Source organism: Collinsella sp. AF14-35 (assembly GCF_003464565.1).
In the GTDB taxonomy this organism is placed as follows: domain Bacteria; phylum Actinomycetota; class Coriobacteriia; order Coriobacteriales; family Coriobacteriaceae; genus Collinsella.
In genome coordinates this window covers 17,624-42,281 of the sequence record NZ_QRZD01000020.1, presented here as the reverse complement: position 1 = coordinate 42,281, position 24,658 = coordinate 17,624, and the positions used below count along the sequence as shown (strand labels likewise).

19 protein-coding genes are annotated in these 24,658 nt (G+C 61.3%); 5 read left to right on the top strand and 14 right to left on the bottom strand.

The features are described 5' to 3' along the window. Window positions 1-115 precede the first annotated feature (115 nt). Entirely contained in the window at window positions 116-544 is a 429-nt protein-coding gene (locus tag DWW12_RS07355) for a hydrogenase maturation nickel metallochaperone HypA (RefSeq protein ID WP_117564560.1), read from the bottom strand. 195 nt (window positions 545-739) lie between these two features. Then, window positions 740-3,517, bottom strand: coding sequence for an FAD-dependent oxidoreductase (locus DWW12_RS07350; protein ID WP_199570746.1), 2,778 nt, complete (start codon window positions 3,515-3,517; stop codon window positions 740-742). A gap of 189 nt (window positions 3,518-3,706) precedes the next feature. On the opposite strand from DWW12_RS07350, the gene DWW12_RS07345 reads away from it, so the two are divergent. The 3 genes from DWW12_RS07345 (at window position 3,707) to DWW12_RS07335 (ending at window position 7,173) form a co-directional block, all read left to right on the top strand. Next, window positions 3,707-4,369 (top strand): TetR/AcrR family transcriptional regulator, encoded by a 663-nt coding sequence (locus tag DWW12_RS07345; RefSeq protein ID WP_117583630.1) that lies wholly within the window; start codon window positions 3,707-3,709, stop codon window positions 4,367-4,369. A gap of 63 nt (window positions 4,370-4,432) precedes the next feature. Beyond that, the gene (locus DWW12_RS07340) at window positions 4,433-5,440 is read left to right on the top strand and encodes a DUF5692 family protein (RefSeq protein WP_117640738.1); all 1,008 of its coding nucleotides are present in this window, start codon (window positions 4,433-4,435) and stop codon (window positions 5,438-5,440) included. A 251-nt stretch (window positions 5,441-5,691) separates the two neighbouring features. Beyond that, window positions 5,692-7,173: a hypothetical protein gene (locus DWW12_RS07335; RefSeq protein ID WP_117640737.1), complete on the top strand. Its 1,482-nt coding sequence runs from the start codon at window positions 5,692-5,694 to the stop codon at window positions 7,171-7,173. 73 nt (window positions 7,174-7,246) lie between these two features. On the opposite strand, the gene DWW12_RS07330 is transcribed toward DWW12_RS07335, so the two are convergent. From DWW12_RS07330 to DWW12_RS07315, 4 genes are all read right to left on the bottom strand, one after another. Next, entirely contained in the window at window positions 7,247-8,599 is a 1,353-nt protein-coding gene (locus DWW12_RS07330) for an ATP-binding protein (protein ID WP_117640736.1), read from the bottom strand. Between the two features lie 208 nt (window positions 8,600-8,807). Continuing rightward, the gene (locus DWW12_RS09945; RefSeq protein WP_192934549.1) at window positions 8,808-8,981 is read right to left on the bottom strand and encodes a hypothetical protein; all 174 of its coding nucleotides are present in this window, start codon (window positions 8,979-8,981) and stop codon (window positions 8,808-8,810) included. 131 nt (window positions 8,982-9,112) lie between these two features. Further along, entirely contained in the window at window positions 9,113-11,740 is a 2,628-nt protein-coding gene (gene clpB / locus DWW12_RS07320; protein WP_117583633.1) for an ATP-dependent chaperone ClpB, read from the bottom strand. 286 nt (window positions 11,741-12,026) lie between these two features. After that, window positions 12,027-12,713: a hypothetical protein gene (locus DWW12_RS07315; RefSeq protein ID WP_117855609.1), complete on the bottom strand. Its 687-nt coding sequence runs from the start codon at window positions 12,711-12,713 to the stop codon at window positions 12,027-12,029. 219 nt (window positions 12,714-12,932) lie between these two features. Here DWW12_RS07315 and DWW12_RS07310 point away from each other — a divergent pair, with 219 nt between their 5' ends. Then, on the top strand, window positions 12,933-13,601 hold the full coding sequence (locus tag DWW12_RS07310; protein ID WP_117583635.1) for a hypothetical protein: 669 nt from the start codon (window positions 12,933-12,935) through the stop codon (window positions 13,599-13,601). Between the two features lie 270 nt (window positions 13,602-13,871). Here the strand turns inward: DWW12_RS07310 and DWW12_RS07305 are convergent, their stop codons facing one another. From DWW12_RS07305 to dnaK, 5 genes are all read right to left on the bottom strand, one after another. Continuing rightward, on the bottom strand, window positions 13,872-16,172 hold the full coding sequence (locus DWW12_RS07305) for a hydratase (RefSeq protein WP_117855608.1): 2,301 nt from the start codon (window positions 16,170-16,172) through the stop codon (window positions 13,872-13,874). A 432-nt stretch (window positions 16,173-16,604) separates the two neighbouring features. Continuing rightward, window positions 16,605-17,021 (bottom strand): heat shock protein transcriptional repressor HspR, encoded by a 417-nt coding sequence (locus DWW12_RS07300; RefSeq protein WP_006235210.1) that lies wholly within the window; start codon window positions 17,019-17,021, stop codon window positions 16,605-16,607. A gap of 72 nt (window positions 17,022-17,093) precedes the next feature. Further along, a complete protein-coding gene (locus DWW12_RS07295) occupies window positions 17,094-18,059 on the bottom strand; it encodes a DnaJ C-terminal domain-containing protein (RefSeq protein ID WP_117855607.1) in 966 nt (321 codons plus the stop codon). Between the two features lie 108 nt (window positions 18,060-18,167). Continuing rightward, complete coding sequence (locus DWW12_RS07290; RefSeq protein WP_117855606.1) at window positions 18,168-19,010, bottom strand: nucleotide exchange factor GrpE; 843 nt, start codon at window positions 19,008-19,010, stop codon at window positions 18,168-18,170. A gap of 2 nt (window positions 19,011-19,012) precedes the next feature. After that, a complete protein-coding gene (gene dnaK / locus DWW12_RS07285) occupies window positions 19,013-20,905 on the bottom strand; it encodes a molecular chaperone DnaK (RefSeq protein ID WP_117855605.1) in 1,893 nt (630 codons plus the stop codon). Between the two features lie 542 nt (window positions 20,906-21,447). Between dnaK and DWW12_RS07280 the strand changes: the two genes are divergently transcribed. Next, on the top strand, window positions 21,448-21,633 hold the full coding sequence (locus DWW12_RS07280) for a DUF362 domain-containing protein (RefSeq protein ID WP_006235216.1): 186 nt from the start codon (window positions 21,448-21,450) through the stop codon (window positions 21,631-21,633). A 203-nt stretch (window positions 21,634-21,836) separates the two neighbouring features. Here DWW12_RS07280 and DWW12_RS07275 read toward each other — a convergent pair whose 3' ends face one another. From DWW12_RS07275 to DWW12_RS07265, 3 genes are read right to left on the bottom strand one after another with little or no spacing between them, the layout of a single operon-like run. Then, window positions 21,837-22,382, bottom strand: a complete 546-nt coding sequence (locus DWW12_RS07275; RefSeq protein ID WP_117855604.1) for a transcription repressor NadR — start codon at window positions 22,380-22,382, stop codon at window positions 21,837-21,839. Continuing rightward, entirely contained in the window at window positions 22,382-23,242 is an 861-nt protein-coding gene (nadC, locus tag DWW12_RS07270) for a carboxylating nicotinate-nucleotide diphosphorylase (RefSeq protein WP_117855603.1), read from the bottom strand. Before nadC ends, DWW12_RS07275 begins: the two co-directional genes overlap by 1 nt. Window positions 23,243-23,245: 3 nt before the next feature. Continuing rightward, window positions 23,246-24,622: an L-aspartate oxidase gene (locus DWW12_RS07265; protein WP_233544258.1), complete on the bottom strand. Its 1,377-nt coding sequence runs from the start codon at window positions 24,620-24,622 to the stop codon at window positions 23,246-23,248. Between the last annotated feature and the right edge of the window lie 36 nt (window positions 24,623-24,658).

Below are 24,658 nucleotides of genomic sequence, written 5' to 3'. Positions count from 1 at the left end.
TAGCCCGAGACGGTCCCGGGCTGACAATTTCGACTGTAATGGACGTTTCTAAATGACTAGTCATTGGGGACGTTCTTTTACGACTAGTCGTTTAAGAACGTCCCCAATGTCTAAGTTAGGCGATATGGAGGGGGTTGGCGGCGTCGACGGCATCGGGGGCGTCGGAGAGGTCGCCAGGAGCAGTGTCTGCCGGGTCCTCGTCGGGGGTCTCGATCTGCTTGATCATGACCTCCTGGCCCTGCAACAGGTATGTCTCGCCGCTGCCGCAATGGGGGCAGGTCTTGCCGTGCTCGACCGTCGCGTAGTCGCAGCCGCACGCCTCGCAATGCGTCACGGCCTCGACGGGCTCCACGATAAGCTCCGCGCCCTGCGTGATAGGCTTTTTATCCGCCGCCCAGCGCCAAGCGTCGAGCAACAAGTCGGGAACGACGCCCGAGACCTCGCCCAGCAGCAACGTCACGCTCGAAACGCGACGCACGCCATTGGCGCGCGCCACATTCTCAACATCGCGAATGATGTGGTAAACGATTCCCAATTCATGCAAGATAAAACCTTTCGACAGAGGTCGATGCGATGTCAATTCAACGTCAGCGAGCGGCGCCCAGGTACCCCAGGTTGCCCCGAAACAAGGCGTCCGCTGGGCTTTTGCCCGCGGCGCCGCAGTTGAGGGGCAAGATGGGGTACCTGGGTGCCGCGCAGCGTCGGCAGTTCCGCCGTTCGTTAGAACGGCGGAACCTCATTACTTCTTCCCGAATTTGATCTTAATGGCGCGCTTGAGCGCGTACTTGCCCAGGCTTGGGAGCTTTTGCTCGTATTTGACCATCGTTGAGCACTCGGGGCGGTCGCGATCCAGATGGATGGCGTCGAACGCGCACTTGGTGGTGCACAGACCGCAGCCAATACACTTGTTGGGGTCGACGATCGAGGCGCCGCAGCCCAGGCAGCGAGCGGTCTCGGCGCGCACCTGTTCCTCGGTAAAGGTCTCGACGTACTCGCTAAACGGCGCGGCCTTCTCGCGTTCGCGGTCCACATGCGCAACCTCGCGGCTCGCGTTGTCGTAGCTTTCGATCACGGCATCGTCGCGGTCAAGCGCGGTGTAGCGGCGCTGGTTGCGGCCGATGGTGAGCGTGGAGCCCGGCTGCACAAAGCGATGGATGGACACCGCGGCCTCGTGACCGGCGGCAATGGCATCGATGGCAAAGCTGGGGCCAGTGTAGACGTCGCCGCCCACAAAGATGTCGGGCTCGGCGGTCTGGTACGTCTGCGGATCGGCAAGGGCACCCTGGCCGCGGCCGAGCTCCACCTTGGAGCCAGCCAGCAGGTCGCCCCACACAATGGACTGGCCAATGGACATGACGACACGGTCGGCATCGACACGGCGCAAGTCGTTCTCGTCATACTCGGGCGCAAAACGGCCCTCGTCGTCAAAGACACGCGTGCAGCGCTTGAAGGTGATACCGCACACACGACCGGCCTCGTCCAGGTGAATCTCCTTGGGGCCCCAGCCGCAGCTAATGTGCGCGCCGTCCTCAATGGCCTCGCGACGCTCCTCCTCGCTGGCAGGCATCTGGGCCTCGCTCTCCAGGCAGAACATCTCAACGTGCTCGGAACCCAGACGGCAGGCGTTGCGCGCGACGTCGATGGCCACGTTGCCGCCGCCCACCACGATGGTGCGCCCGGGCAGCGCGTCGATCTTGCCGCTGTTAACCTCGCGAAGGAAGTCGACGGCCACGGTCACATCCTCGGCATCCTCGCCCGGAATGCCGGCAAGGCGGCCGCCCTGGCAGCCAATGGCCACGTAGAAGGCCTTAAAGCCCTGCGCGCGCAGCTCGTCGAGCGTCACGTCGCGACCGACTTCCACGCCATAGCGGAACTCGGCACCCATCAGGCGAATGACCTCGACCTCGGCCTCGATAACATCCTTCTGCAGCTTAAAGCTGGGAATGCCGTAGGTGAGCATGCCGCCCGGGCGCTCGTTTTTCTCGAACACGACGGGCTTGTAGCCCTTCTCGGCCAGATAGAAGGCGCAGGACAGACCGGCCGGACCGGCGCCGATGATGGCGATCTTCTGGTCGAAGCCGCCGGCACGCGTCGGGGTCACCACAGGTGGGACATAGCGAGTCGCGGCATCCAGATCGCGCTGGGCGATAAACTTCTTGACCTCGTCGATAGCCACGGCGGCGTCCACACGGCCGCGGGTGCAGGCATCCTCGCAGCGGCGGTTGCACACACGGCCGCAGATAGCGGGCAGCGGGTTCTCGCGCTTGATGAGCGCCAGAGCCTCGTCGCAGCGGCCCTGCGCCGCAAGCTTTAAGTAGCCCTGAACGGCAACGTGAGCGGGGCAAGCCGTCTTGCAGGGCGCGGTGCCAGACTCGTGCGTCTCGATGCGGTTGTCGTTGCGGTAGTTGGGCGACCACTTGGTGTGATCCCACTTGGTGGCATCGGGCAGCTCCTGGCGCGGATACTCGGGCACGCGGCCGCCGGCCTTTTTGCTGCAGAGCTTCTGGCCCAGTTTGGCGGCGCCGGCCGGACACACCTCAACGCAGCGACCGCAGGCCACGCACTTGTCTTTCTCGACCTTGGCGACATAGGCTGAGCGCGACAGGTTGGGCGTGTTGAACAGCTGCGAAGTGCGCAGGGCGTAGCACACGTTGACGTTGCAGTTGCAGATGGCGAAGATTTTGTTCTCACCGTCGATGTTGGTGATCTGGTGCACAAAGCCGTTGTCCTCGGCCTGGCGCAGGATGTCGTAGACCTCCTCGCGCGTCACATAATGGCCGCGGTCGGTCTCGACCACGTAGTCGGCCATATCGCCCACGGCGATGCACCAATCGGCCGGGTCGTCGGCGCAGCCCTCTCCCATCACGCGACGGCTCGCGCGGCAGCTGCAGGTGCTAGCGGCATATTTGCCATCGTATTTGTCGAGCCAATGCTCGATATGCTCGATCGGCACCGAGGTGCTCGCGGCATCGATGGCCTTCTCGACCGGAATGACATGCATGCCGATGCCGGCACCGCCGGGCGGCACCATCGGCGTGGCCTTGGACAGCGGTCCCTTGGACGCCTGCTCAAAGAACTTGGCATAGACCGGGTGTTCCTCGAGCTGGCTCACGCGCATGTTGAGGAACTCGGCAGAACCCGGCACCAGCATGGGCAGCACCCACTGCTTGGCGCGCTCGGGGTTTTCCCAGTTGTACTCGAGCAGACCCGTGTAGCTCATGTCGTCGAGCATCTTCTCGATATCGGCTTCGGGCATGCCGGTGAGCTTGACCATCTCGGGCAGCGTATAGGGACGGCGCATCTTCATCTTGCAGAGCACTTCGGCCTGCTCGTCGGTTGCGGCCTCGGCAAACGACCAGTACTCGTAGCCCAGCAGCTCGTCGCGGTGCAGCAGGCGGTTGGTGCAGTGCTCACACAGTTTGACGATGGCCTCGCGCGGATGCTCCGGTATCGGCGGCACGAACTCCGCGCCGATATCGGGCTCGGTATAGCTAATCCCCGGTCCGTTGAGAATCATAGTCGTCCCTTCTCTTGCCACAGCCCGGCGAGACCGCAGCGCCCCTCTTTTTTTGCAGGCCGGGCATGCCCCCATGCCTTTCACCCGCCATTGTTGATATTGTGTCAAAAATAGTATTGACGAACCGTCAACAATATTCAAGACTGTTAGGCTAACGGTCAGGCAAAAGAGGATGAAAGGCGGCAAAACATGGGCAACAACGCAGCAGATATCTCTGTGGTCGATGCCGTCCCCGCATCCGATAGCGCGGCAAAACGCCTGACGGGCGACGAGCGCCGTCGCGAGATCCTCGCCGCTGTGCGCGCCGTGAGCGCCGAGCTTGGTGTGTCCCATCTTTCGGTATCGGCCGTGACCAAGCGGGCTGGCTGCACGCGTTCGCTGTTCTACCACTACTTTGCCGATATGGATGCCGCCGTCACCGCCGTTATGGACGAGGCAATCGACGGCTTTATCGCCGAGCTCGAGCAGTGGAACGCCAGCCGCACGGTTGGCGACATCGAAGGCGCACTCGACACCGTTGCTCCGCTCTTTAAGCGCCTGGTCGTGAGCGGCCACGAGTTGCCGAGCACGCTCACCTCGAGCAGCGGCGCGCTCTACGGCGGCTTTTTGCACAACGTGGTCCAGCGCGTGGCGCAGTATATCTGCGATACCACCGTGGTGGATTTTGTCGCCCATCACGAGCTACGCATCGACCATGTCTACGAGACGTTCTACACCCTCATCATGGGGCTGCTGATGTATATCCGCACGCACCCCGATGTGCCCGACGAGACAGTCAAGGAAATCATCGCCTCGACGCTCCATATCGAGGGCTATACCGCCAAGTATCAGGAGCGCAAGCCCCAGAACTGACGACATTTGGCCAAACTGCCCGCGATCAGAAGAGGGGCCGCGGGCTTGTGAAAGGAGAGCAGCATGCTGTTCGATGTTTGGGGTAGCAATACCCTTATCCACTGGGCCGGCTGGGCCATGGTCTTTATTGGCCTGATCGTGCTCAACGAGGTCGGCCGCCGCACCAAGCTGGGCGCGGCCATCATCTTTGGCGTGGCTCCGCTGGCCATGACCATCTACTGCGTCGCTATCGCCATCGGCGTCTCACAGGGTGCCGAGTGGGCGCTCACCAACCCCACCCATGTGTACCAGAACAGCTGGTTCCACTACGCCAAGGTATACGCGGCGCTGGCCGGTTGCTGGGGCTTCATTGCCATTAAGTACCAGTGGGGCAAGATCGGCAAGGCGCATTGGTTCCGCGCGTGGCCGTTTGTGATCGTCGCCATCAACATCATGATCGCCGTCGTGTCCGACTTTGAGAGCGCCTATCACTTCTTTGTCCTGGGCAAGTCCACCTGGGTCACCTCCGAGGGCGCCACGCAGCTCGCCGGCTGGAACAACGTGTTCAACGGCATCGCCGGTATCATCAACATCTTCTGCATGACCGGTTGGTGGAGTGTCTACGCCTCTGAGGACAAGACCGACATGCTGTGGCCCGACATGACCTGGGTCTACATCATCGCCTACGACATCTGGAACTTCTGCTACACCTACAACTGCCTGCCCACCCACTCCTGGTTCTGCGGCTTTGCACTGCTGCTGGCGCCCACCGTCGCCGCCTTTATCTGGAACAAGGGCGGCTGGATCCAGAACCGCGCCTTTACGCTGGCTATTTGGTGCATGTTTGCCCAGGTGTTCCCGTACTTCCAGGAGGAGTCCATCTTTGTGACCCACTCCACGCTCGACCCCAGCGCCGCTACTGCGGTCTCGATCGCCGCACTGGTCGCCAACATCGCCGCGATCATCTACATCGCCTACCGCGCCAAGAAGCTCGGCCGCAATCCCTACAAGCAGGATGTCTTTGAGGGCACCAGCGATTGGGAGAAGGCTACCGCTCGCCGCGCCAAGGTGGATTACGCACACGCCGAGTAACGCGCTGGTCGCTGTTGGCACTTGAGCATAGGCCCGCCCGCCAGGATTTTCAATCCAATGTCTCGCAGAGCCCCCGGAAAGCGTTTCACTCGCTTTCCGGGGGCTTTTGTCGTTGCGTCTTATTCATCTATTCAAAAACATGCGCATATATAAAATCGGATTTCAAATCATACGGCGGCTCTATGGGCTCCCGTTTTTGGGTACAGTGTTGTCCCGATATTGAGCTTGGGGGATATATGAAAGATGAGACGATGGGTCAAGAGGATGCGGCCCAAGATGCAGAAGCTTGCGCTGAGGCCTTGGAGAGCTTAGACCGAATTTCACTCGATGAGATTGCGTTTGACGATTCGGGCGTTGATGTGCAGGATGAGCCGGAAGCCGAGGCGCAGTCCGATGATCAGGATGCAGACGATGTTGAGCCTGCCGAAGATGAGGCAGATCACGAAGACACCGAAAGCGAGGCCGACGACCAGCCCGGATCCGACACGGGCGAGGAAACCGTCTTGCTCGACAGCTTGCCGGCCGAGGATTCGCTGACCCGCGAGCTTCCTGGCCTGGGTTCCGCACCAGCCGTGGACGAGACCATCGCCATGGGCGATATTCCCCTGCCGTCCGTTCCCTCGGCACACGAAGCCGAGGTTCGCCATCGCAAGATGTCGCCCAAGCGCCGCAATCTGATGGTCGCCGGTGTCGTGGCCGTCGCGCTCGTCGCCGGCGGTGCAGGCTATGCTGCCTGGAACGGATATCAGCAAGAGCAGGCTGCCGCTGTCGCCGCCAATGCCCACACGATGATGTCAGTGCAGATTGGCGTGCATGCCGCGGGCCTCGACTGTTCCACCGGCTCCAAGATTCCCGTACAGGTGAGCGGTCAAGACGCTGATGGCTCCTCCGTGAGCGAAACGCTCTATGTTGACGAGCACGGCCGCGGCATCAAACTGCTGCCCGGCGATTACACGCTCTCCATCGCTGCCTCCCCCATCGCGGCCGACGGCACCATCTATACCGTCCCGACCACCAAGACGCAGGTCACCGTTAAGAGCGATGGACAGGATTTAAGTGCCCAGGCCACCTTTAAGCTCAAGGTGCCTTCGGCCGACACGGTGACTGACGATCAAATCGATGCCGCCGCCAAGTATGCCGAGGAGGGCGGTGCGAGCTCCGCCGCGGCTGCCAAAGTGCTCCAGCAGGCAGCAACCGCGCGGCGCGACGCCGCCGTCAATGCCGTGAGCGCGCAAAAGGCACAGGCATCCCGTGATGCTGACGCTCGCCACAAGGCAACCGACCTCTACCAGCTCGATATTCCCGTCGAGTGGTACGGCAAGGTCGCAACTTGGCAAAACGGCAGCACGCTATGCATCTATCTGGGCGACGACGCCAATACGCCGCTCGTGACGCTCGTCGCCGTGCGCGATGGCGAGACCTTTACGCCCGATGAGGGCGATACGGTTTTGGGCACGGTCAGCCTGGGCAACGGTTATACCGTCTATGCCAGCGGCCCCGTCTATCCGTACGTGGTGCCCCAGACTATCAACGGGCGCACCCAGAATCCCGTGTCAACCTACCCCATGGACACGGCCATTGAGCTTGTCGAGCTTACGACCGGCAACCGCTACACCTACAGCCAGATCAAGAGCGTGCTGGTCGGCAAAGACGGCAAGGCCGACGCTGCCACCAAGCTCGAATGCGACTACATCGCCCAGATTCTGCTGCCGAGCATCAAGGCCCAGGACTAGCCGGGCGCATCATGGTACTCCCCAACCGTGATGAAGGGGCCAGGAGGTCCTGGCCCCACAGATCCGTAGATGATCAGGCAAGGAGCCACTTCCATGCGGGCACAGCGTGTACCACACCGTGTTCACATGGAATATCGGCCTGTTCATCCATAGTAACGATTACCGACTCGCCAAGATCAAACTGGGCCATCGAGGCATCGAGGGCTGCAATTTCGCGTTCGCGCGTTTTCTCGCTTGCCATATCCACACTCACCTGAGTCAGGCTATAAGCCTGCATGAGAAGTGCATCCCCAGCCACAAAGTCAACCTCATGGCTTTTATTCTTCTCCTTGACCAGTAGGCGGCAGACCGAACCGACCCGCACCGCAGGAGTCCTTCTTCTGAGCGCATTGAACACCGCAGTCTCGAGCCTCTGGCCCTGGTCCAATGCCGATGCGGGAGAGAATGCTCCAAACATCGCAGGGTCGACAGCGTAGACCTTAGACGCAGACCGCATGTTATTTGCCAGTGAACGCGTGAACTCCGGCACAGAAAATAACAGGTAGGCGTCCTCATAATACTCAAGTAAATCGCTGAGCGAATTACGACTGACGGGTATCTGTCTGCTCTTGAACTCGTTGTACACTTTGTTCACTGACAGCTCTCGTCCCGAAGATGCCATACACCGCGTCAAGAACAGCGATGCCAGGCGAGGGTTCTTGACGTCGTAACGTTCAACGACGTCCATGGCGACCGTTCGCGAAGCATATTCCTGTAGCAGCTGAATCGCGTCTGCAGGCGTCTGCTCAAGTGTCGCGATGAATCCCCCTTGTTCAAGATACCCGATCAGATGATGTCGAAGCAGCGCTGCATCGCTCGGGGAAAAGGTCGCATCTGGCTCGGGAACGCTCCCCGTCTTATATCGAACGTATTCCGAAAAACTCAACGGAAAAAGCTCTCGCACAAGAGAACGACCCCTGAACTCGCTCTTAAGTTCCGAGGACAGCATCTTAGAAGAAGATCCCGTCACATAGACGGTCGCTTTCTCCGTATCGACTACACGCCGCAGAAACGCACCCCATTCGGGAATTTCTTGGATCTCGTCAAAGAAAATGTAAGCGCCCTCGGTTCGAGCAGCAGGATACAGCGCATAGAACGTGTCGAGCACGTCCGCCAGCAGCGATGGCTCATACGGGCGCAAGCGCTCATCCTCAAAATTGAAGTAAAGCATCCGGTCAAGCTCGACGCCCCGGCTCTGAAGCCGCCGCATCTCCTGATACAGGCGATACGTCTTTCCACAACGACGGGCGCCCACAATCACATATACGATGTTGTCGCGCTTTGGCTCCTGCGGGTTGCCCAGATCAAGGTCGCGCTCAAAGACCTGCGGAATCCCCTGTTGCTCAAAGTCCTTTATTTTTTGAGCCACCAAGTCGTTGAATGCCATAATTCTCCAATCTTGCTCTCCTGCTAATCAAGATTATAACGATTCTTGATTGGCAGGAGAGCAAGATTGTGCGTATCTTGATTAATGGATAAGCAAGTTTTCTATTAGTGGCCCCTCCCGGAGGATATCGAGCGGCCGAGGGGGGCAGGCATGAACGCCTCTAGCCGAAAACAAAGTAGCTAAAAAAGCCCCGTCCCAAATGAGCTACTTAACGCCAGGGGTCAGCTTCGAAGAGGGGCTCGCGCTCGGGGCGGCGATCGCTGTAGGGATCGTAGCCGTCATCGTCCTCGTTCTCGGCACGGATGTAGGGGTCGCGCGGCTTGGGCGCCGGCTTGGACGTGGGCCTGGGCGCCGGCGCGCTTGTCTTGATCTCGTCTTTCATCTGCATAGCTCCTTACATCGCATCCGTTCGGCATCATCGATTGTCGCACGAAAAAGGGCGGCGGACCCAATGGATCCGCCGCCCTTGGCGTTTAGAGACGGCTGGTAGATTTTAAGGCATATCCCAAAAATCTACTCGGCGTCGGGGACCTCGTAGGTGGCCGCCGGCGTGTTATCGCACACGACGGTAAAGCCGCCGTCCTTGTCGACATCGACTGTCACCTGATCGCCCTCGCGCACCGTGCCGTCGATGATAGCGGCGGCGATGGCATCCACGACCTCGCGCTGAACCAGACGCTTGAGCGGACGGGCGCCAAAGACCGGGTCCAGGCCGCCCACGGCGAGCATCTGCTTGGCCGCCGGGGTGATGGCAAGCGTCATGCGCTCCTTGGCCAGACGCGCGCGGACGTCGGCGAGCTGGATGTCGACGATCTTCTCGATCTGCGCCATGCCGAGCGGATGGAACACCACGATATCGTCGATACGGTTGAGGAACTCGGGGCGGAAGGTTTGAGCCATGGCCCCGTCAACCTGATGGCGCATCTCCTCCTCGTCCTTGCCGGACAGATCGGCGATAGCCTTGGAGCCCACGTTGGACGTCATGATGATAATCGTGTTCTTGAAGGACACTTGGCGACCCTGACCGTCGGTCAAACGGCCGTCGTCGAGCACCTGCAGCAGCACGTTAAAGACATCCGGATGAGCCTTCTCCATCTCGTCGAGCAAGATCACGGAGTAGGGACGACGGCGCACGGCCTCGGTGAGCTGGCCGCCCTCGTCATAGCCCACGTATCCCGGGGGCGCACCGATCAGACGCTGGACGCTGAACTTCTCCATATACTCGGACATGTCGATACGCACGAGCGCGCGCTCGTCATCGAACAGGCACTCGGCCAGCGCCTTGGCGAGCTCGGTCTTGCCTACGCCGGTGGGGCCCAGGAAGAAGAAGCTGCCGATGGGCTTGTCTGGGTCGGAGAGACCCGCACGGCTGCGACGCACGGCCGCGGCTACAGCGGAGACGGCCTCGTCCTGACCGATAACGCGCTTATGCAGCTCGCCCTCCAAGCCCTTCAACTTGTCGAGCTCGCCCTGCATCATCTTGGACACGGGCACACCGGTCCAGGCGCTCACGACCTCGGCGATCTCATCGGAGGTCACCTGTTCGTTGAGGCCCTCGCCGTCCTGCTGCTTTTGCGCCTCGAGCGCAGCCTCGGAATCCTGAATCTGCTGCTGCAGACCCGGGATCACAGAATAGCGAAGCTCGGACGCACGGCCCAGATCGCCGTTGCGCGTCGCGCGCTCCTCTTCGCTCTTGGCCGCGTCAAGCTGGCCCTTAAGCTCCTGCACGTGGTCGATGGCGTTCTTTTGGTTGAGCCAGCCGGCCTTTTGCACGTTGAGCTTTTCCTGGACTTCGGCAATCTCTTGGCGCAGAGCCTCCAAACGCTCCTTAGAGGCGTCGTCGGTCTCTTTCATGAGCGCCTGTTCCTCGATCTGCAGCTGGGTGAGCTGACGCGTGGTGGCGTCGATCTCGACCGGCATGCTGTCGAGTTCCATGCGCAGGCGGCTCGCGGCCTCATCGACCAGGTCGATAGCCTTGTCGGGCAGGAAGCGGTCGGCAATGTAGCGGTCGGAGAGGTCGGCGGCAGCCACGAGCGCGCTATCGGTGATATGCACGCCGTGGAAGATCTCGTACTTCTCCTTCAGGCCACGCAGGATTGAAATGGTGTCCTCGACGGTAGGCTCGCTGACCATCACGGTCTGGAAACGACGGGCGAGCGCCGCGTCCTTCTCGATGTACTTGCGGTACTCGTCGAGCGTGGTCGCGCCGATCGCGTGCAGGTCGCCACGAGCGAGCGCCGGTTTGAGGATGTTGCCGGCGTCCATGGAGCCCTCGGTGGCACCCGCGCCCACGATGGTATGGAGCTCATCGATGAACAGGATGACCTTGCCTTCGGATTTTTGCACTTCCTTGAGCACGGCCTTCAAGCGGTCCTCGAACTCGCCGCGGTACTTGGCGCCGGCGACCAGCGCGCTCATGTCGAGCTCGATGAGGTCGCGGTCGCGCAGGGTGCTCGGTACGTCGCCGGCCACGATTCGCTGAGCAATGCCCTCGACGATGGCCGTCTTGCCGACGCCCGGCTCGCCGATAAGCACGGGGTTGTTCTTGGTGCGGCGGGACAGAACCTGAATAGTACGACGGATCTCGTCGGTACGGCCGATGACCGGGTCGAGCTTGCCGGCGCGAGCCAGATCGCAGATGTTGCGACCGTACTGCTCCAACGCCTCAAACTGCGTCTTGTCCTCGGCAGACGTCACGCGGTCATCGCCGCGCAGTTCCTCGTAGACTTGCTCGATGCGCTCCTTGGTCACGCCGGCGTCACGCAGCACGCGACCCGCCTCACCCTTGTCCTCGGCAAGTGCCATCAGCAGATGCTCGGTCACCACAAAGCTGTCGCCCATCTTGGTGGCCTTTTTCTCGGCCTTCTCGATCACGCGAACGAGCTCGTTGGACAGGCCCATCTGCTGACCCTCGCCCGACACCTTGGGCGCATGGTCGATGGCATCTTGTGTGGAGCGTGCGAGCTGAGCCGGGTCGGCACCGATGCGCTCGATGATCACGGAGATATTGCGCTCGCCGGCACCGAGCAGGGCAGACAGCAGGTGGATCGGCTCCACCGCGCCGGCCTGTGCATCGGCAGCCGTGCTCATGGCGGTCTGCAGCGCCTCGCGCGACGTCATTGCTAGCTTATCGATTCTCATGGAATCACCTCTCTTGGGGCGGCCGCCCTACGGGGCGGCTTCACGTTGTTCGAGAAGTATTGTTGCCAGCTTTACGCGATCTTATACACAAATCTAAGTCTCTATATATAAGATTTTCTGAGTGAATTACGGATAGGGTACTGAGATGTCAGCCCGCCGCTGCCCAGGCGCGCTACCGTCTCGATCTGTAACATCTAGCAGCCATTTTTGATCCTAGATGTTACAGATCGAGACAGACCGAAAACCACCACAAAGAGGACAGGCACCTTTGTGGTGGTCGCGGTCTCTACTCCTTCGCCGAACCCGTACTTCCCGATTCGACGGTCCAGGGCATCTCATCCTCGAACAGCCATGTACGGGCAGACCCACTATCGCGTGCAGTCTGCGGGTCAGGCAAGCAGGTCTGTTTATAGGCATCTTGGATACACTGACCCATAAAATCGTTGAGCTCGGTCTGGTCGCCCTCCATGACATAGGCGACATCGCCGTCCATGATGTAGATGCCCGGACCCTCATTGCCCTCGTAGCCCGGATCGTACGAGACATCACATAACTTTGCGCCGTTTGCAGTGTCCAGCTCGATGGAAGAGTGGCATCCGCCAACCATGTCGTTCGCTTTTGCCCGATAGGACGCATATCCGTACCAACGCTTAAATGTTTTGCCCTTGAGTAGCTCGGACGCCCTATCGATCAGGCTTGTATCCGTGGTATAGCGCATGGCCCCAAGCTGAATACGCGGATAATTGCTAATACCCAGCACAGCCGGCTGCTCATCAAAATCAACGGCAATGGTCTCGGGCTTGTCGTCGCCGGTCAGAAGTTCGACAGATTGAGTCACAGGCTTGACCACCGACTCCGTCACCGCAGCAGGTAGAAATGCCATGCCGACAACGCCCGCGCCAACCACGGTAATCGCAAGCGCCAAAACAATCAATCCAATACGGGCAGAACGGCTCACGGCAAAACACCCCACAATGCAAACCTTCGCCACCTGCACTAATGATACCGCCAGCTAACACTATTACCAAAAGAAGCCGCGCGCTCCTCACCACCACAAAGGGGACAGGCACCTTTGTGGTGGTTTTCGACGCTAACGGTCGACCATCTCGCGCAATGAGATTAAACTTGAATTGTTCTCTGAACATATCCATTTCTGCCTATCCTCAACAGATCTTTGTCTCGAGGAGCGCATATGAAGCCGCCTCATTCCACCGGTCGCAACGTCATCGCCATTCTCGCCATACCCATCGTGATGCTCTTCCTTATCGTCATCACGCCCTTTTCCCTTGGTATCACCTCGCCCTTCGATTTATGCGGAATGGTCGACGCCGGCTCGCGTGCCACCTCGCTCTCCTTTATCTGTCGCGGCGTGTTTTACGAAGATGGAATTCCCACCGGAAGTTGGCAGTCAAAGTTGCCACTGCTCGGTCAGATCGACGGATGCTCCCCCTATTTCTGCCTTGGACCTCAGACGCTAAACTATCTAATCGACGACCAGCCACTCGACTTCATCACCCTCGCCTACGACTACGCACCAAACACCGATGAGCGCCACATGAACCAAGTCCTCGACAAGATGCTTGGACAGTGCGGGCTCACCGAGGAGGCCGGTCGAACCATCTATAGCAACCAGAAATTAAAGCGAACAGAACTCCGCCGTGTCGGAAAAATCAAAGGGCGAAACGGGGCCGCCTACTGGGATGCCTGGGCAACACGCGACAAGGGCGAATTCGGACACAGCACCTATATGGTCACTGTCTACACCAAAGACGGAATTAAGGACAATGTTGACGATTTCGCGTCATCCAAACTCGGCATCCCCAAAACAACCAAACCCGCCAGCCCAGATGAAATTCTGTAGAGCCGCCCATTAACATGCCGCTCAACGATCACAACAGCATCGAGCTCGTCCCCACCACCACAAAGGTGCCTGCCCCCTTTGTGGTGGTTTTCAACAAAAAGAAGCCGCCCCGATAACAGAGGCGGCATCAAGCAAGTCTATTTATTAGCGTCCCTCAAGACCCAACGAGAACGCAGAAACGTAGCCCGGGGCCACCCTTTGCCGAACGCGACCCTCGCGAAGCGCGTGAGCGGGCGGGAAAGGGTGGCCCCGGGCGGACAATTAAGTGCGTTACTCGGCAGCGGCCTTGAACTTGTTGTAGTTGATCAGGCAGCCGGCCTTGACGATGGCACGCTCCTCGGCCGTCATATCGGCAATGTAGAGCTCAATCTGCTCGACCGCACCGTCGGCGCGCACCACGTAGGCGGCGATGTCCTTTAGGTCGCCATCGAGCGCAGTGCGAATCCCCGGCACAAAGACGTAGTCGCCCACCTCAAAGCTGGGCTCGGCCTCCATCTGGAAGGGCACCATGCCCCAGTTCATCACGTTGGAGCGATAGCGCTTGGTGGCGTATTCGTGGACGATGTTGGCCAGGCCGCCGATCACGCGCTGGCAGCTCGCGGCCTGCTCGCGGGCAGAACCGTCACCGGGCTTCTTGGCATAGAGCATGGAACCGTACTCGGTCGCCTTGGCATCTGCCGCGACGCCCGCACCAGCCAGCGCCTCGAACACACCGGCAAGCTCGGCATCGAGCGCGGCCAGGTCGCCCGCGGACTCGCCGGCAACGCGACGCTTCTCCACAGCGTCGACCTCTTTGCTGCGACCCACGTACGCCGGGTCGCGACGGCTCAGCGTAAACTCGGCCAGACCCAGCGGGTTGGAGCGGAAGGAGCTCGTCTCGCCCGAGGGAATGAGCTCGTCGGTCGTAGTGACCGTGTCCATGATCTTGGAGCAAACCTTGAGCAGGATATCGTCGCCGAGAGGCTCCATCGCGGGCCACGGCTTGATGTTGGGGCCTTCGACCAGCACATCGGCAGGCTCCGCCTTGCCAAAGCCCCAGTACACGCGCTTCTTGTACGGCGCGTCGTCAAAGGTGTACTCGCAGGCCTCGTCCCAAGTCTCCTCGGGCAGGTCGGTCGCCGGCGTCAGGACGCCACCGTTGGCAGCCGTTGCCGCAATGGAGCGAGCATCCATCAGGGCCACGGCGCTCAGCTGGCCATTACCCGGCTTGGAACCCTCGCGGTTGGGGAAGTTGCGCGTAGTGTGGCGGATCGAAAGGCCGTTGTTGGCAGGCGTGTCGCCAGCGCCAAAGCACGGACCGCAGAACGCCGTGCGCACGATCGCACCGGCCTCAATGAGGTCATAGATATAGCCACGGCGCGTAAGTTCGAGCGCCACGGGCTGGCTTGTGGGATAGACCGACAGCGAGAACTCGCCGCAGCCGGTGTTGGCGCCCTTGAGCACGCGGGCAGCCTGGACCACGGAGTCGTAGTTGCCGCCCGAGCAGCCGGCGATAACGCCCTGCTGTACGTGCAGCTTGCCGTCGACGATCTTGTCGAGCAGGCTAAAGTGCGTCTTGCCCTCGCCGATCTTGGCAGCCTCGAGCTCCACCTCATGCAGGATGTCCTCGAGGTTCTCGTTGAGCTCGTCGATCTCAAAGCCATTGGAAGGATGGAACGGCAGCGCGATCATGGGCTTGATGCTCGACAGGTCGACCTCGACGCAACCGTCATAGTAGGCGACATCGGCGGGCTTGAGCTCGCGGTAGTCGTCGCCGCGGCCGTGCATGGCCAAAAACGCATGCGTGTCCTCGTCGGTGGCCCAAATGCTCGACAGGCAGGTGGTCTCGGTGGTCATGACGTCAACGCCGTTGCGGTAATCGGTCGTCATGCTCGCGATTCCGGGGCCCACAAACTCCATGACCTTGTTCTTGACGTAGCCCTTGGCAAAGACGGCGCGAATGATGGCGAGCGCCACATCGTGCGGGCCGACGCCGGGGCGCGGGGCGCCCGTGAGGTAGATGGCCACGACGCCGGGATAGGCGACATCGTAGGTGTCGCGCAGCAGCTGCTTTGCCAACTCGCCGCCGCCCTCGCCCACGGCCATGGTACCCAGGGCACCATAGCGGGTGTGCGAGTCGGAACCCAGGATCATCTTGCCGCAGCCGGCGAAGTTCTCACGCATAAAGGAGTGGATGACGGCGATGTGCGGCGGAACGAAGATGCCGCCGTACTTCTTGGCCGCGGAAAGGCCAAAGACGTGATCGTCCTCGTTGATGGTGCCGCCCACGGCGCACAGCGAGTTATGGCAGTTGGTGAGCACGTAGGGCAGCGGAAACTGCTCCATGCCCGAGGCGCGCGCCGTCTGGATGATGCCGACAAAGGTGATGTCGTGGCTCGCCATAGCGTCGAAGCGAATCTTGAGCGCCTCGGGATCTCCGGACGTATTGTGTGCCTGGAGGATCGAATACGCGATGGTGCCGCGCTTAGCATCCTCGGGCGTCTGCGTAATACCGCGCTCGGCAGCCTCGGCCGCAGGCACAACCTCGCTGCCGCCGCGCAGGTAAATGCCGTCCTCGTACAGCTTGACCATACTGTCTCCCACTCTGCCCAAAAGATTTGGGCGCATAGCATACATTCGTTCAATATCGTGCCATAGAACGGTTGCGAGTGGGTTACGAATCTGCACGTTCACTTTATCTCGGTAAAGTAAAGGACGAGCATCTTGCACCAATCTCTTGACAAGGAATGTCCCAAAGTGCCGGCACAAAAGGAACGTCCCTAACTGCCAGGTTGGCAATCTTTCGGGTAGTCATTTAAGAACATTCCCAATGACTACCGCATCCGGAGCAAGGCAACGCCGCAGGTAGAGGACGGGCAGCGAGCGACGTCCAGAGCGAACAAGTTGGCATGAAAAAGGCAAGGCATAGACCTTCTGGTCATGCCTTGCCTTTTGAATGACAAATTGTCGCTCTGGACGTCGCGCAGCGTCGAGCCGTTACGCCGTTCGGCAGAACGGCGTAACCTACAGATCCCCGCCGGCGCCCAGTAGCTTGCGCATGACCTGTTCGGGGTTAACCGAGCCGTCGCGCGGAGCCAGGGCGGTGATCTTCTTCTGCATCTTGTACTCGTGTAGCTCGTCCTCGAGCTGGCGAACGCGGGCGCGGAGCTTCTCGTTCTCGCGCTCGCGCTCCTCGGCACGCTCCTTCATATCGAGAATGCGCACCACGCCGGCAAGGTTGATGCCCTCATCGGTCAGCTGGTTGATGAGCTCCAGGCGCTCGATATCGGCACGCGAATACAGACGCGTGTTGCCGCCCGAGCGCTGGGGGTTCACCAGGCCCTTGGACTCGTAGACGCGCAGAGTCTGCGGATGCATGCCGGTCAGCTCGGCTGCCACGCTGATCATGTACAGCGGTTTGTTCCTATTGTCCTCGGCCATGCTACCTGACCCCTTTCCGTCTCGTTATCGTCCATCATAAGCCCGCGGGCGTGGGCGTGTGCCGCGACCGCCCTAGTACGTCGCCTTGTAACGGTTGACCTTCTCGCGATAGTCGCGCGTGTCGGCCTCGCGCAGCTTGGTCATGGCATCGCGCTCGTCATCGGACAGGTTCGTGGGAACCTGCACCTTAATCTCGACGAGCAGCGCGCCTGTGCGGCCACGGTGCTTGACGTCGGGCGCACCCATCTCCTTAAAGCGGAACTTCTTGCCCGTCTGGGTGCCCGCAGGCACTTTCAAACGAACCGTCGCACCGCCGGGCGTGGGCACGTCCACCGTGCAGCCGAGCGCCGCCTCGTAGACCGAGACCGGTACCTCCATGGTCACGTCGGCGCCTTTGCGCTTAAACAGCGGGTGCTCCTCCACATGTGTGGTCACGACCAGGTCGCCGCGCTCGCCACCGGCAACGCCATACTCGCCGCGACGTTTGTAGCGCAGCTTGCCGCCGTCGACCGCGCCCGCGGGCACCGAGACCGTAATGGTCTGCTGTTCGCCCGTCGAGGGAATGCGGTAGGTGACCTTGTGCGTCACGCCACGAAACGCGTCCTCGGCCGTCACATCGACGGTCAACGACAGGTCGCCGCCCTTGCGAGCGCGACTGCGACCCGCGCCGGCACCGGCATTGCCTGCAGCCCCGGCAAAGCCCGAGCCCCAATCGCTGCCCCAGGCGCCGTTGCCGCTAAAGATGCTGTCGAAGATATCGCCCCAGCCGCTGGCGCCCGCGCCGGCACCGTAGCCGCCGCCATACGCGCCGCCCGCGCCCGGCATGCCGCCAAACATGAGCATCTGGTCGTACTCTTTGCGCTTCTTCTCGTCCGAAAGCGTCTCGTAGGCCTCGCTGATCTCCTTAAACTTGGCCTCGTCGCCGCCGGCATCGGGGTGATATTTTTGCGCGAGCTTGCGAAACGCGCTCTTGATCTCTTTGTCGGAGGCGCTCTTGGATACGCCCAGGATGTCATAGAAGGTTTTGCCTGCAGCCATCGTAGCTCCTCTCCTGTTACATCCGCCGCCCCTGCGGACGGCGGCTCATACTGTCATATGGCACTTGGCCAGAAAGGGCCCCGGGTGTTGCCCCGGGGCCCTTCTCAATTACTCCTCGGTGCTCTCGGCCGTATCGGCCGCGGCATCCTCGGGCGCCGCTTCGGGCTCCGGTGCGGGGCGCTTCTCGCCACCGTAGGTCACCGTCACCATCGCGGAACGCAGGATGCGGTCCGCCATGCGGTAGCCCTTCTGGTACACGTCGTTGACGGTCTCGTCGTACTGCGATGCGTCCTCGACACGCCCCACGGCCTGGTGCTCGAGCGGATCGAACGCCTCGCCCTTGGGGTCGATGGGCTCAACGCCCTCGTGAGCAAACACATCGAGCAGCTTGGCATGCACCGCGTCAACGCCGTCGACGAACTGCTTAAAGTCGTCGGCGAGCTCCTGGCTGCGGGCATGGTCGATCGCGCGCTCGATATCGTCGATCACCGGCAACAGCGCGGTGACAAGCTTCTCGGTCGCGCGCTCGCGCTCGGCGATGCGCTCGTTGGCAGTGCGGCGACGGAAGTTCTCCCAGTCGGCCTGCAGACGGGCGGTGCGCTCGGTAGCGTCCTTCGCCTTGTCCTCGGCGGCCTTCTGAGCCTCTGCCGCAGCATCGAGCTCACGGCGCACGTCGGCAAGCTCCTTTTGGGCCTGCTCGAACTTGAGCTTAAAGTCGTTGTCGGCGGCTTCCTCACCGGCGCGGATAGCGGCTTCCACCATCTCGTCCTCGGTCATCGTCGCCTCCTTGTTGGAATCCTCTACCTGGTTCTCGGCAGCCTCGGCGGCCGGGGCCTCGTTGACCTCAGTATCGTCGACGGCCTCTACGGGAATCTTCACGTCCTTCTCCTCAGAGTCAACGGGGGCGGCGCCAGCGGCAGCCGCCTCCGTGCGAGCTTTACGGGCGGACATGATTACTTGTCCTCGTCGTCCACAACCTCGTAGTCGGCGTCGACAACGTCATCGTCGGCAGGCTGGGCACCGGCGGCACCGTCGGTCTGCTGCTGAGCGTCGGCGTAGACAACCTGGGCCAGCTCGTAGGCCACAGACTGCAGGGACTCGCCGGCGGCCTTGATGGCCTCGACGTCAGAGCCCTCGAGCGCCTTCTTGGCGTCGGCGATAGCGGCCTCGGCCTTGAACTTCACATCGGCGGAAACCTTGTCGCCCAGCTCGTTGAGGGTCTGCTCGGTGGAATAGCACAGGCTGTCGGTCTGGTTGCGGACCTCGACCTCTTCCTTCTGCTTCTTGTCCTCCTCGGCATGAGCCTCGGCGTCCTTGACCATACGATCGACTTCGTCGTCGGACAGAGCAGTGGAGCCGGAAATGGTGATCTGCTGCTCCTTGCCGGTGCCCTTGTCCTTAGCGGAGACCTTGACGATGCCGTTGGCGTCGATGTCGAAGGTAACCTCGATCTGCGGCACGCCGCGGCGGGCAGCCGGGATGCCGGTCAGCTGGAACTTACCGAGCGACTTGTTGTCGCGGGCAAGCTCGCGCTCGCCCTGGAGCACGTTGATCTCGACGCTGGTCTGGTTGTCGGCAGCGGTGGAGTAGACCTCGGTCTTGGAGGTCGGGATCGTGGTGTTGCGGTCGATCATCTTGGTCATGATGCCGCCCATGGTCTCGACGCCCAGCGACAGCGGGGTAACGTCGAGCAGCAGGATGCCCTCGACGTCGCCGGTGAGCACGCCGCCCTGGACGGCAGCGCCGTCGGCAACGACCTCGTCGGGGTTCACGGACATGTTGGGCTGCTTGCCGGTCATGGTCTTGACGAGCTCCTGGACGGCGGGCATACGGGTGGAGCCGCCGACGAGGATGACCTCGGTCAGATCGGAGAGCTTAAGCTTGGCGTCGCGCAGGGCATTGGTTACAGGCTGCTTGCAGCGCTCGAGCAGGTCGCGGGTGATCTTCTCGAACTCGGCGCGGGTCAGCGTGTAGTTGAGGTGCAGCGGACCGGACTGGTTCATGGTAATGAACGGCAGGTTGATGGTGGTCTGCTGGGCGGCGGAGAGCTCCTTCTTGGCGTTCTCGGCGGCCTCCTTCAGACGCTGCAGGGCCATGGGGTCCTGACGCAGGTCGACACCGTTCTCCTGCTGGAACTTATCGGCCATCCAGTCGATGACGCGCTGATCCCAGTCGTCGCCGCCCAGGTGGTTGTCGCCCGAGGTGGACAGAACCTCAAACACGCCGTCGGCGAGGTCGAGGATGGAGACGTCGAAGGTGCCGCCGCCCAGGTCGAAGACCAGGATGCGCTGGTCGGAGCCCTGCTTGTCCAGGCCATAGGCCAGAGCAGCAGCGGTCGGCTCGTTGACGATACGCTTGACGTTAAGGCCGGCGATCTTACCGGCGTCCTTGGTGGCCTGGCGCTGCGCGTCGTTGAAGTAGGCCGGGACGGTGATGACGGCGTCGGTGACGGTCTCGCCCAGGTATTTCTCGGCGTCGGCCTTCATCTTTGCGAGCACCATGGCGCTCACCTGCTCGGCGGTGTAATCCTTGCCCTCGATGTCGACGACGGCACGGCCACCCTGGCCCTCCTTGACCTCATACGGCACGGTCTTGAGCTCGGAGGTGCACTCGGAGTACTTGCGGCCCATAAAGCGCTTGATGGAGAACACGGTGTTCTTGGGGTTGGTGACAGCCTGGTTCTTAGCGGCCTTGCCCACGACGCGATCGCCGTCGGCACGGAAGCCCACGACGGACGGGGTGGTGCGGTCGCCCTCGGCGTTCACGATGATGGTCGGAGAACCGCCCTCGAGGACGGCCATAGCGGAGTTAGTAGTACCAAGGTCGATACCAAGAATCTTGCCCATTAGAAATTCCCTCTCTCTTTTGCGTTCGCGCCGCCTCGACGGTCTGTCACGCGGCGCTTCGGCTTGTCTTTCAGGATGTAGTGTATCCCCTTATGGGCCGGAATATACAAAATCTAAGTCAATTCATATAAGATTTCTTATTGCCGAGAGTTTAGGTTCTCAAATGCGCAGGTAGATGCTCTGTTTGAGTTCTCGACAGATCTATTGAGATCTATGTAGAGATGGCTGAGGTTTGGACCGGAGCCACACGGAACGATCTTGGGGCACCCCCGAGGAAAGCGCGACCCGTTTTGAGCGTCGGTTCCGGGATGCGCTTTCCAAAGCGCGCTCAATAGCTCAATATTTCAAGTCACCTTTAGCTAACATTTGCGCAGCTCAGCGGCCCCACCTGCGCGTTTTTTAGTAAACCTTGGCATACTCGGCGAACGGTATGAAGATGCCGGCCAGAGGGTATTGCAAACGGTCGCTCCCGTGGTATGTTTTTGCCCGAATCAAACCGACGCGCATCGCCTGTAGCGTCGGTCAACAGAGAGGAAACTACCATGGCTCATCCCGTAATTGATGCCGACGAGTGCATCGCTTGTGGCGTTTGCGTCGACTCCTGCCCCGCTGGCGTTCTGGAGCTCCAGGACGTCGCTACCGTCGCTGACGAGGACTCCTGCGTCGCCTGTGGCGCTTGCCAGGACGCTTGCCCCGCTGGCGCGATCACCGAGATCGTCGAGGAGTAACAACTCCCCCACCTGCACACTCAAAAGTACACCGTGCACAAACAAAAAGGAGGCCTCCGCATCGCCGCGGAGGCCTCCTTTTGCATGTGTGGGCAGCTAATTTGGGACGTGCTCTTGGCAGTTGCGGTGGAATAGTTCCTGTTTCATGGCTTCGATGCCCATTTTAGGAACTATTTCACCGCAACTTATAGATATGGCGTTGGCTACGAAAGATCATCCTCGTAGGGCATTAGGTCTGCCAAGTAGCCCTTTTCCTTGAGCATGGCCTCGATCTCGTCGAGGGTTTGCTCATCCTCCGCCGCAATGCGATGGAAGTGGTAGCCACTCGTCACCGTTAGTAGTGGAAAGCTCTTGCCGCTCTCGATATCGTGCAGGTAGCGCTCAACATCGCGACGATTGCGGATGTCCAGGTCGGCCGTGATCTTACCGTACACGCGGTGATTGACGATCACGTTGAGCACGGCGCCTCCGGCGTCGACGATACTCGTGAGCTCATCGCCTGCCTGCTCCACGCTGTGGCGAACCTTGACCAAGCGTGTGGGCACGGCGGGGCTGCTGGGGGCCTCCTGCAGCACATAACCACGGTTGGTCGCCACGACATCGTGCCCATCGGCACGTAACAGGGCAATATCCTGAACCACGACCTGACGGCTCACACCCACCTCGCGGGCAAGTGCGCTGCCCGAGACGGGCTCCTTGGCTCCCTCGAGCACGCCCATGATGGCACGGCGACGCTCGCGGGCGTCCATTATTTACCGTCCAGCAGACGCAGGTGCTTAAGCGAGAGGTCGAGGATCGGCGCAGAGTGCGTCAGCGCCCCCGAGCTAATAAAGTCAACGCCCAGGTCGGCGAGCGCGCGGATATTGTTGGCGTCCACGTTGCCCGAGCACTCGGTCTTGGCGCGACCGGCGATAAGCTCAATCGCAGCAGCCATGTCGTCGTGGGTCATGTTGTCGAGCATGATGATATCGGCGCCGGCCTCCACGGCCTCGCGTACCATGTCCAGGTTCTCGCACTCGATCTCGACCGTCGTGGTAAACGATGCATGGGCGCGCGCCATCTCGATCGCACGCGTCACGCCACCGGCTGCGTCGATGTGGTTGTCCTTGAGCATGACGGCCGTCGACAGGTTGTAACGGTGGTTGCTGCCGCCGCCGATCTCGACCGCAGCCTTCTCGAAGACGCGCATGCCCGGCGTGGTCTTGCGCGTGTCGACAAGCACGGTCTTGGTACCCTCGAGCACCGCGGCCATCTGGTGCGTATAGGTAGCGATACCACTCATGCGCTGCAGGTAGTTGAGTGCCACACGCTCGCCCGAAAGCAGCACGCGCGCGTCGCCGCGCACTTGGCCCACGTGGTCGCCGGCGTGCACCTCGTCGCCATCCGAGACATCGAACAACACGGAGCTCTGCGGATCCAGCAGCTCAAAGGTGCGGGCGAACACATCCAGGCCGGCAATGATGCCGTCGGCCTTGGCGATGAGCTCCACCGTGGCGGGGCGCGCCGTGGGGCACACGCTCGCCGTGCTCACGTCCTCAAACGTAATGTCCTCGCGCAGAGCCTGCAGAATCAGATCATCGACGACGAGTTTCATAGTAATGGGATTCATGGTCTACTCCTCCACGGCCTGCGTACCGGCGGCACGGGCCAAATCATCGATTGCCAGGGTGTCGGCGCTCAGGGCGCGATGACGGCCATCGAGCGCGGGCTCGCCCGCCTGCTCCACGGCAAGCGACTCGCCGGTGCGCATACGCCACGCGGCGCGGCGACCCCAGACTAGGGATTCGAGCAAGCTGTTGGAAGCTAGGCGATTCTTGCCGTGAACGCCGTTGCAGGCCGTCTCGCCGGCGGCGTAGAGCTCGGGCATCGAGGTGCGGCCGTCCTTGTCGACCCACACGCCGCCCATAAAGTAGTGCTGCGTGGGCGTGACGGGGATGGGCTCATCCAGGATGTCGCGACCGTCCTCAAGGCAGCGCGCGCGGATGTTGGCGAAGTGCCCGGTCACCACGTCGCGCTCGACGGGGGCAAAGCTCAGCCACTCGTGCTCGGTGCCGTCCTGCTTCATCTGCTCGCGAATAGCGGCGGCGACCACGTCGCGCGGCTGCAGTTCGTCGGTAAAGCGCTCGCCGGTGGCGTTGAGCAGAATCGCGCCCTCGCCGCGGCAGCTCTCGCTGATCAGGAAAGTGCGGCCCGGCTGCGGCGAGAATAGACCCGTGGGGTGAATCTGCACGTAGTCCAGGTGCTCCATCGTAATGCCGTGCTCCTGCGCGATGTAGCAGGCGTCGCCGGTGAGCTGCGGGTAGTTGGTGGAGTGATCGTACACGCCGCCGATGCCGCCCGTCGCCCACAGCGTATGGCGAGCATGAATCTTAAACGGCTTACCGGCATGCACGCCCTCATCGGCATTTGCCAGCTCGTCGGCGGGACGAACCGAATCGCCCTCATCCACGGCAACGGCGACGACGCCGGTGCACACCGTGGCGCCGTCACGCCCGGCAGTCAAGATGTCGGTCATGGCCACGTGCTCAAGAATCTGCACGTTGTCCAGCTTGCGGACGGCCTGGAGCAACTTGGTCGTGATCTCCTTGCCCGTAATGTCGGCATGGAAGGCGATGCGCGGACGGCTGTGTGCGCCCTCGCGGGTAAAGTCGAGGCTGCCATCCGCCTTGCGCTCAAAATCCACGCCCATCGCTAGCAGGTCGTTGATGACCGAGCGGCTCGAGCGAATCATGATGTCGACGCTCTCGCGGCGGTTCTCGTAATGACCGGCGTGCATGGTGTCCTCAAAGAAGACATCGTAGTCTGAGCCTTCGGGCAGCACGCAGATGCCGCCCTGTGCGAGCATCGAGTCGCACTCGTCGACAGCGCCCTTGGAGAGCATGACCACGCGCGTGCTCGTCGGCAGATTGAGGGCCGCGTACAGGCCCGCCACGCCGCAGCCGGCAATGACAACGTCGCACTCCATGTCGGGGTATTGTTTGGTTTCCACAGGAATCCTCTCCCTTGTGATGTGACTGGGGAACCG

Excerpts from the sequence above, each read along its gene's own strand:
- DWW12_RS07280 (WP_006235216.1), top strand. The coding sequence starts at position 21,448 with ATGGCTCATCCCGTAATTGATGCCGACGAGTGCATCGCTTGTGGCGTT.
- DWW12_RS07295 (WP_117855607.1), bottom strand. The coding sequence starts at position 18,059 with ATGGCTGCAGGCAAAACCTTCTATGACATCCTGGGCGTATCCAAGAGC.
- DWW12_RS07335 (WP_117640737.1), top strand. The coding sequence starts at position 5,692 with ATGGGTCAAGAGGATGCGGCCCAAGATGCAGAAGCTTGCGCTGAGGCC.
- DWW12_RS07310 (WP_117583635.1), top strand. The coding sequence starts at position 12,933 with ATGAAGCCGCCTCATTCCACCGGTCGCAACGTCATCGCCATTCTCGCC.
- nadC (WP_117855603.1), bottom strand. The coding sequence starts at position 23,242 with ATGAATCCCATTACTATGAAACTCGTCGTCGATGATCTGATTCTGCAG.
- DWW12_RS07350 (WP_199570746.1), bottom strand. The coding sequence starts at position 3,517 with ATGATTCTCAACGGACCGGGGATTAGCTATACCGAGCCCGATATCGGC.
- DWW12_RS07345 (WP_117583630.1), top strand. The coding sequence starts at position 3,707 with ATGGGCAACAACGCAGCAGATATCTCTGTGGTCGATGCCGTCCCCGCA.
- clpB (WP_117583633.1), bottom strand. The coding sequence starts at position 11,740 with ATGAGAATCGATAAGCTAGCAATGACGTCGCGCGAGGCGCTGCAGACC.
- DWW12_RS09945 (WP_192934549.1), bottom strand. The coding sequence starts at position 8,981 with ATGAAAGACGAGATCAAGACAAGCGCGCCGGCGCCCAGGCCCACGTCC.
- DWW12_RS07275 (WP_117855604.1), bottom strand. The coding sequence starts at position 22,382 with ATGGACGCCCGCGAGCGTCGCCGTGCCATCATGGGCGTGCTCGAGGGA.
- DWW12_RS07340 (WP_117640738.1), top strand. The coding sequence starts at position 4,433 with ATGCTGTTCGATGTTTGGGGTAGCAATACCCTTATCCACTGGGCCGGC.
- DWW12_RS07300 (WP_006235210.1), bottom strand. The coding sequence starts at position 17,021 with ATGGCCGAGGACAATAGGAACAAACCGCTGTACATGATCAGCGTGGCA.
- DWW12_RS07330 (WP_117640736.1), bottom strand. The coding sequence starts at position 8,599 with ATGGCATTCAACGACTTGGTGGCTCAAAAAATAAAGGACTTTGAGCAA.
- DWW12_RS07290 (WP_117855606.1), bottom strand. The coding sequence starts at position 19,010 with ATGTCCGCCCGTAAAGCTCGCACGGAGGCGGCTGCCGCTGGCGCCGCC.
- dnaK (WP_117855605.1), bottom strand. The coding sequence starts at position 20,905 with ATGGGCAAGATTCTTGGTATCGACCTTGGTACTACTAACTCCGCTATG.
- DWW12_RS07305 (WP_117855608.1), bottom strand. The coding sequence starts at position 16,172 with ATGGTCAAGCTGTACGAGGACGGCATTTACCTGCGCGGCGGCAGCGAG.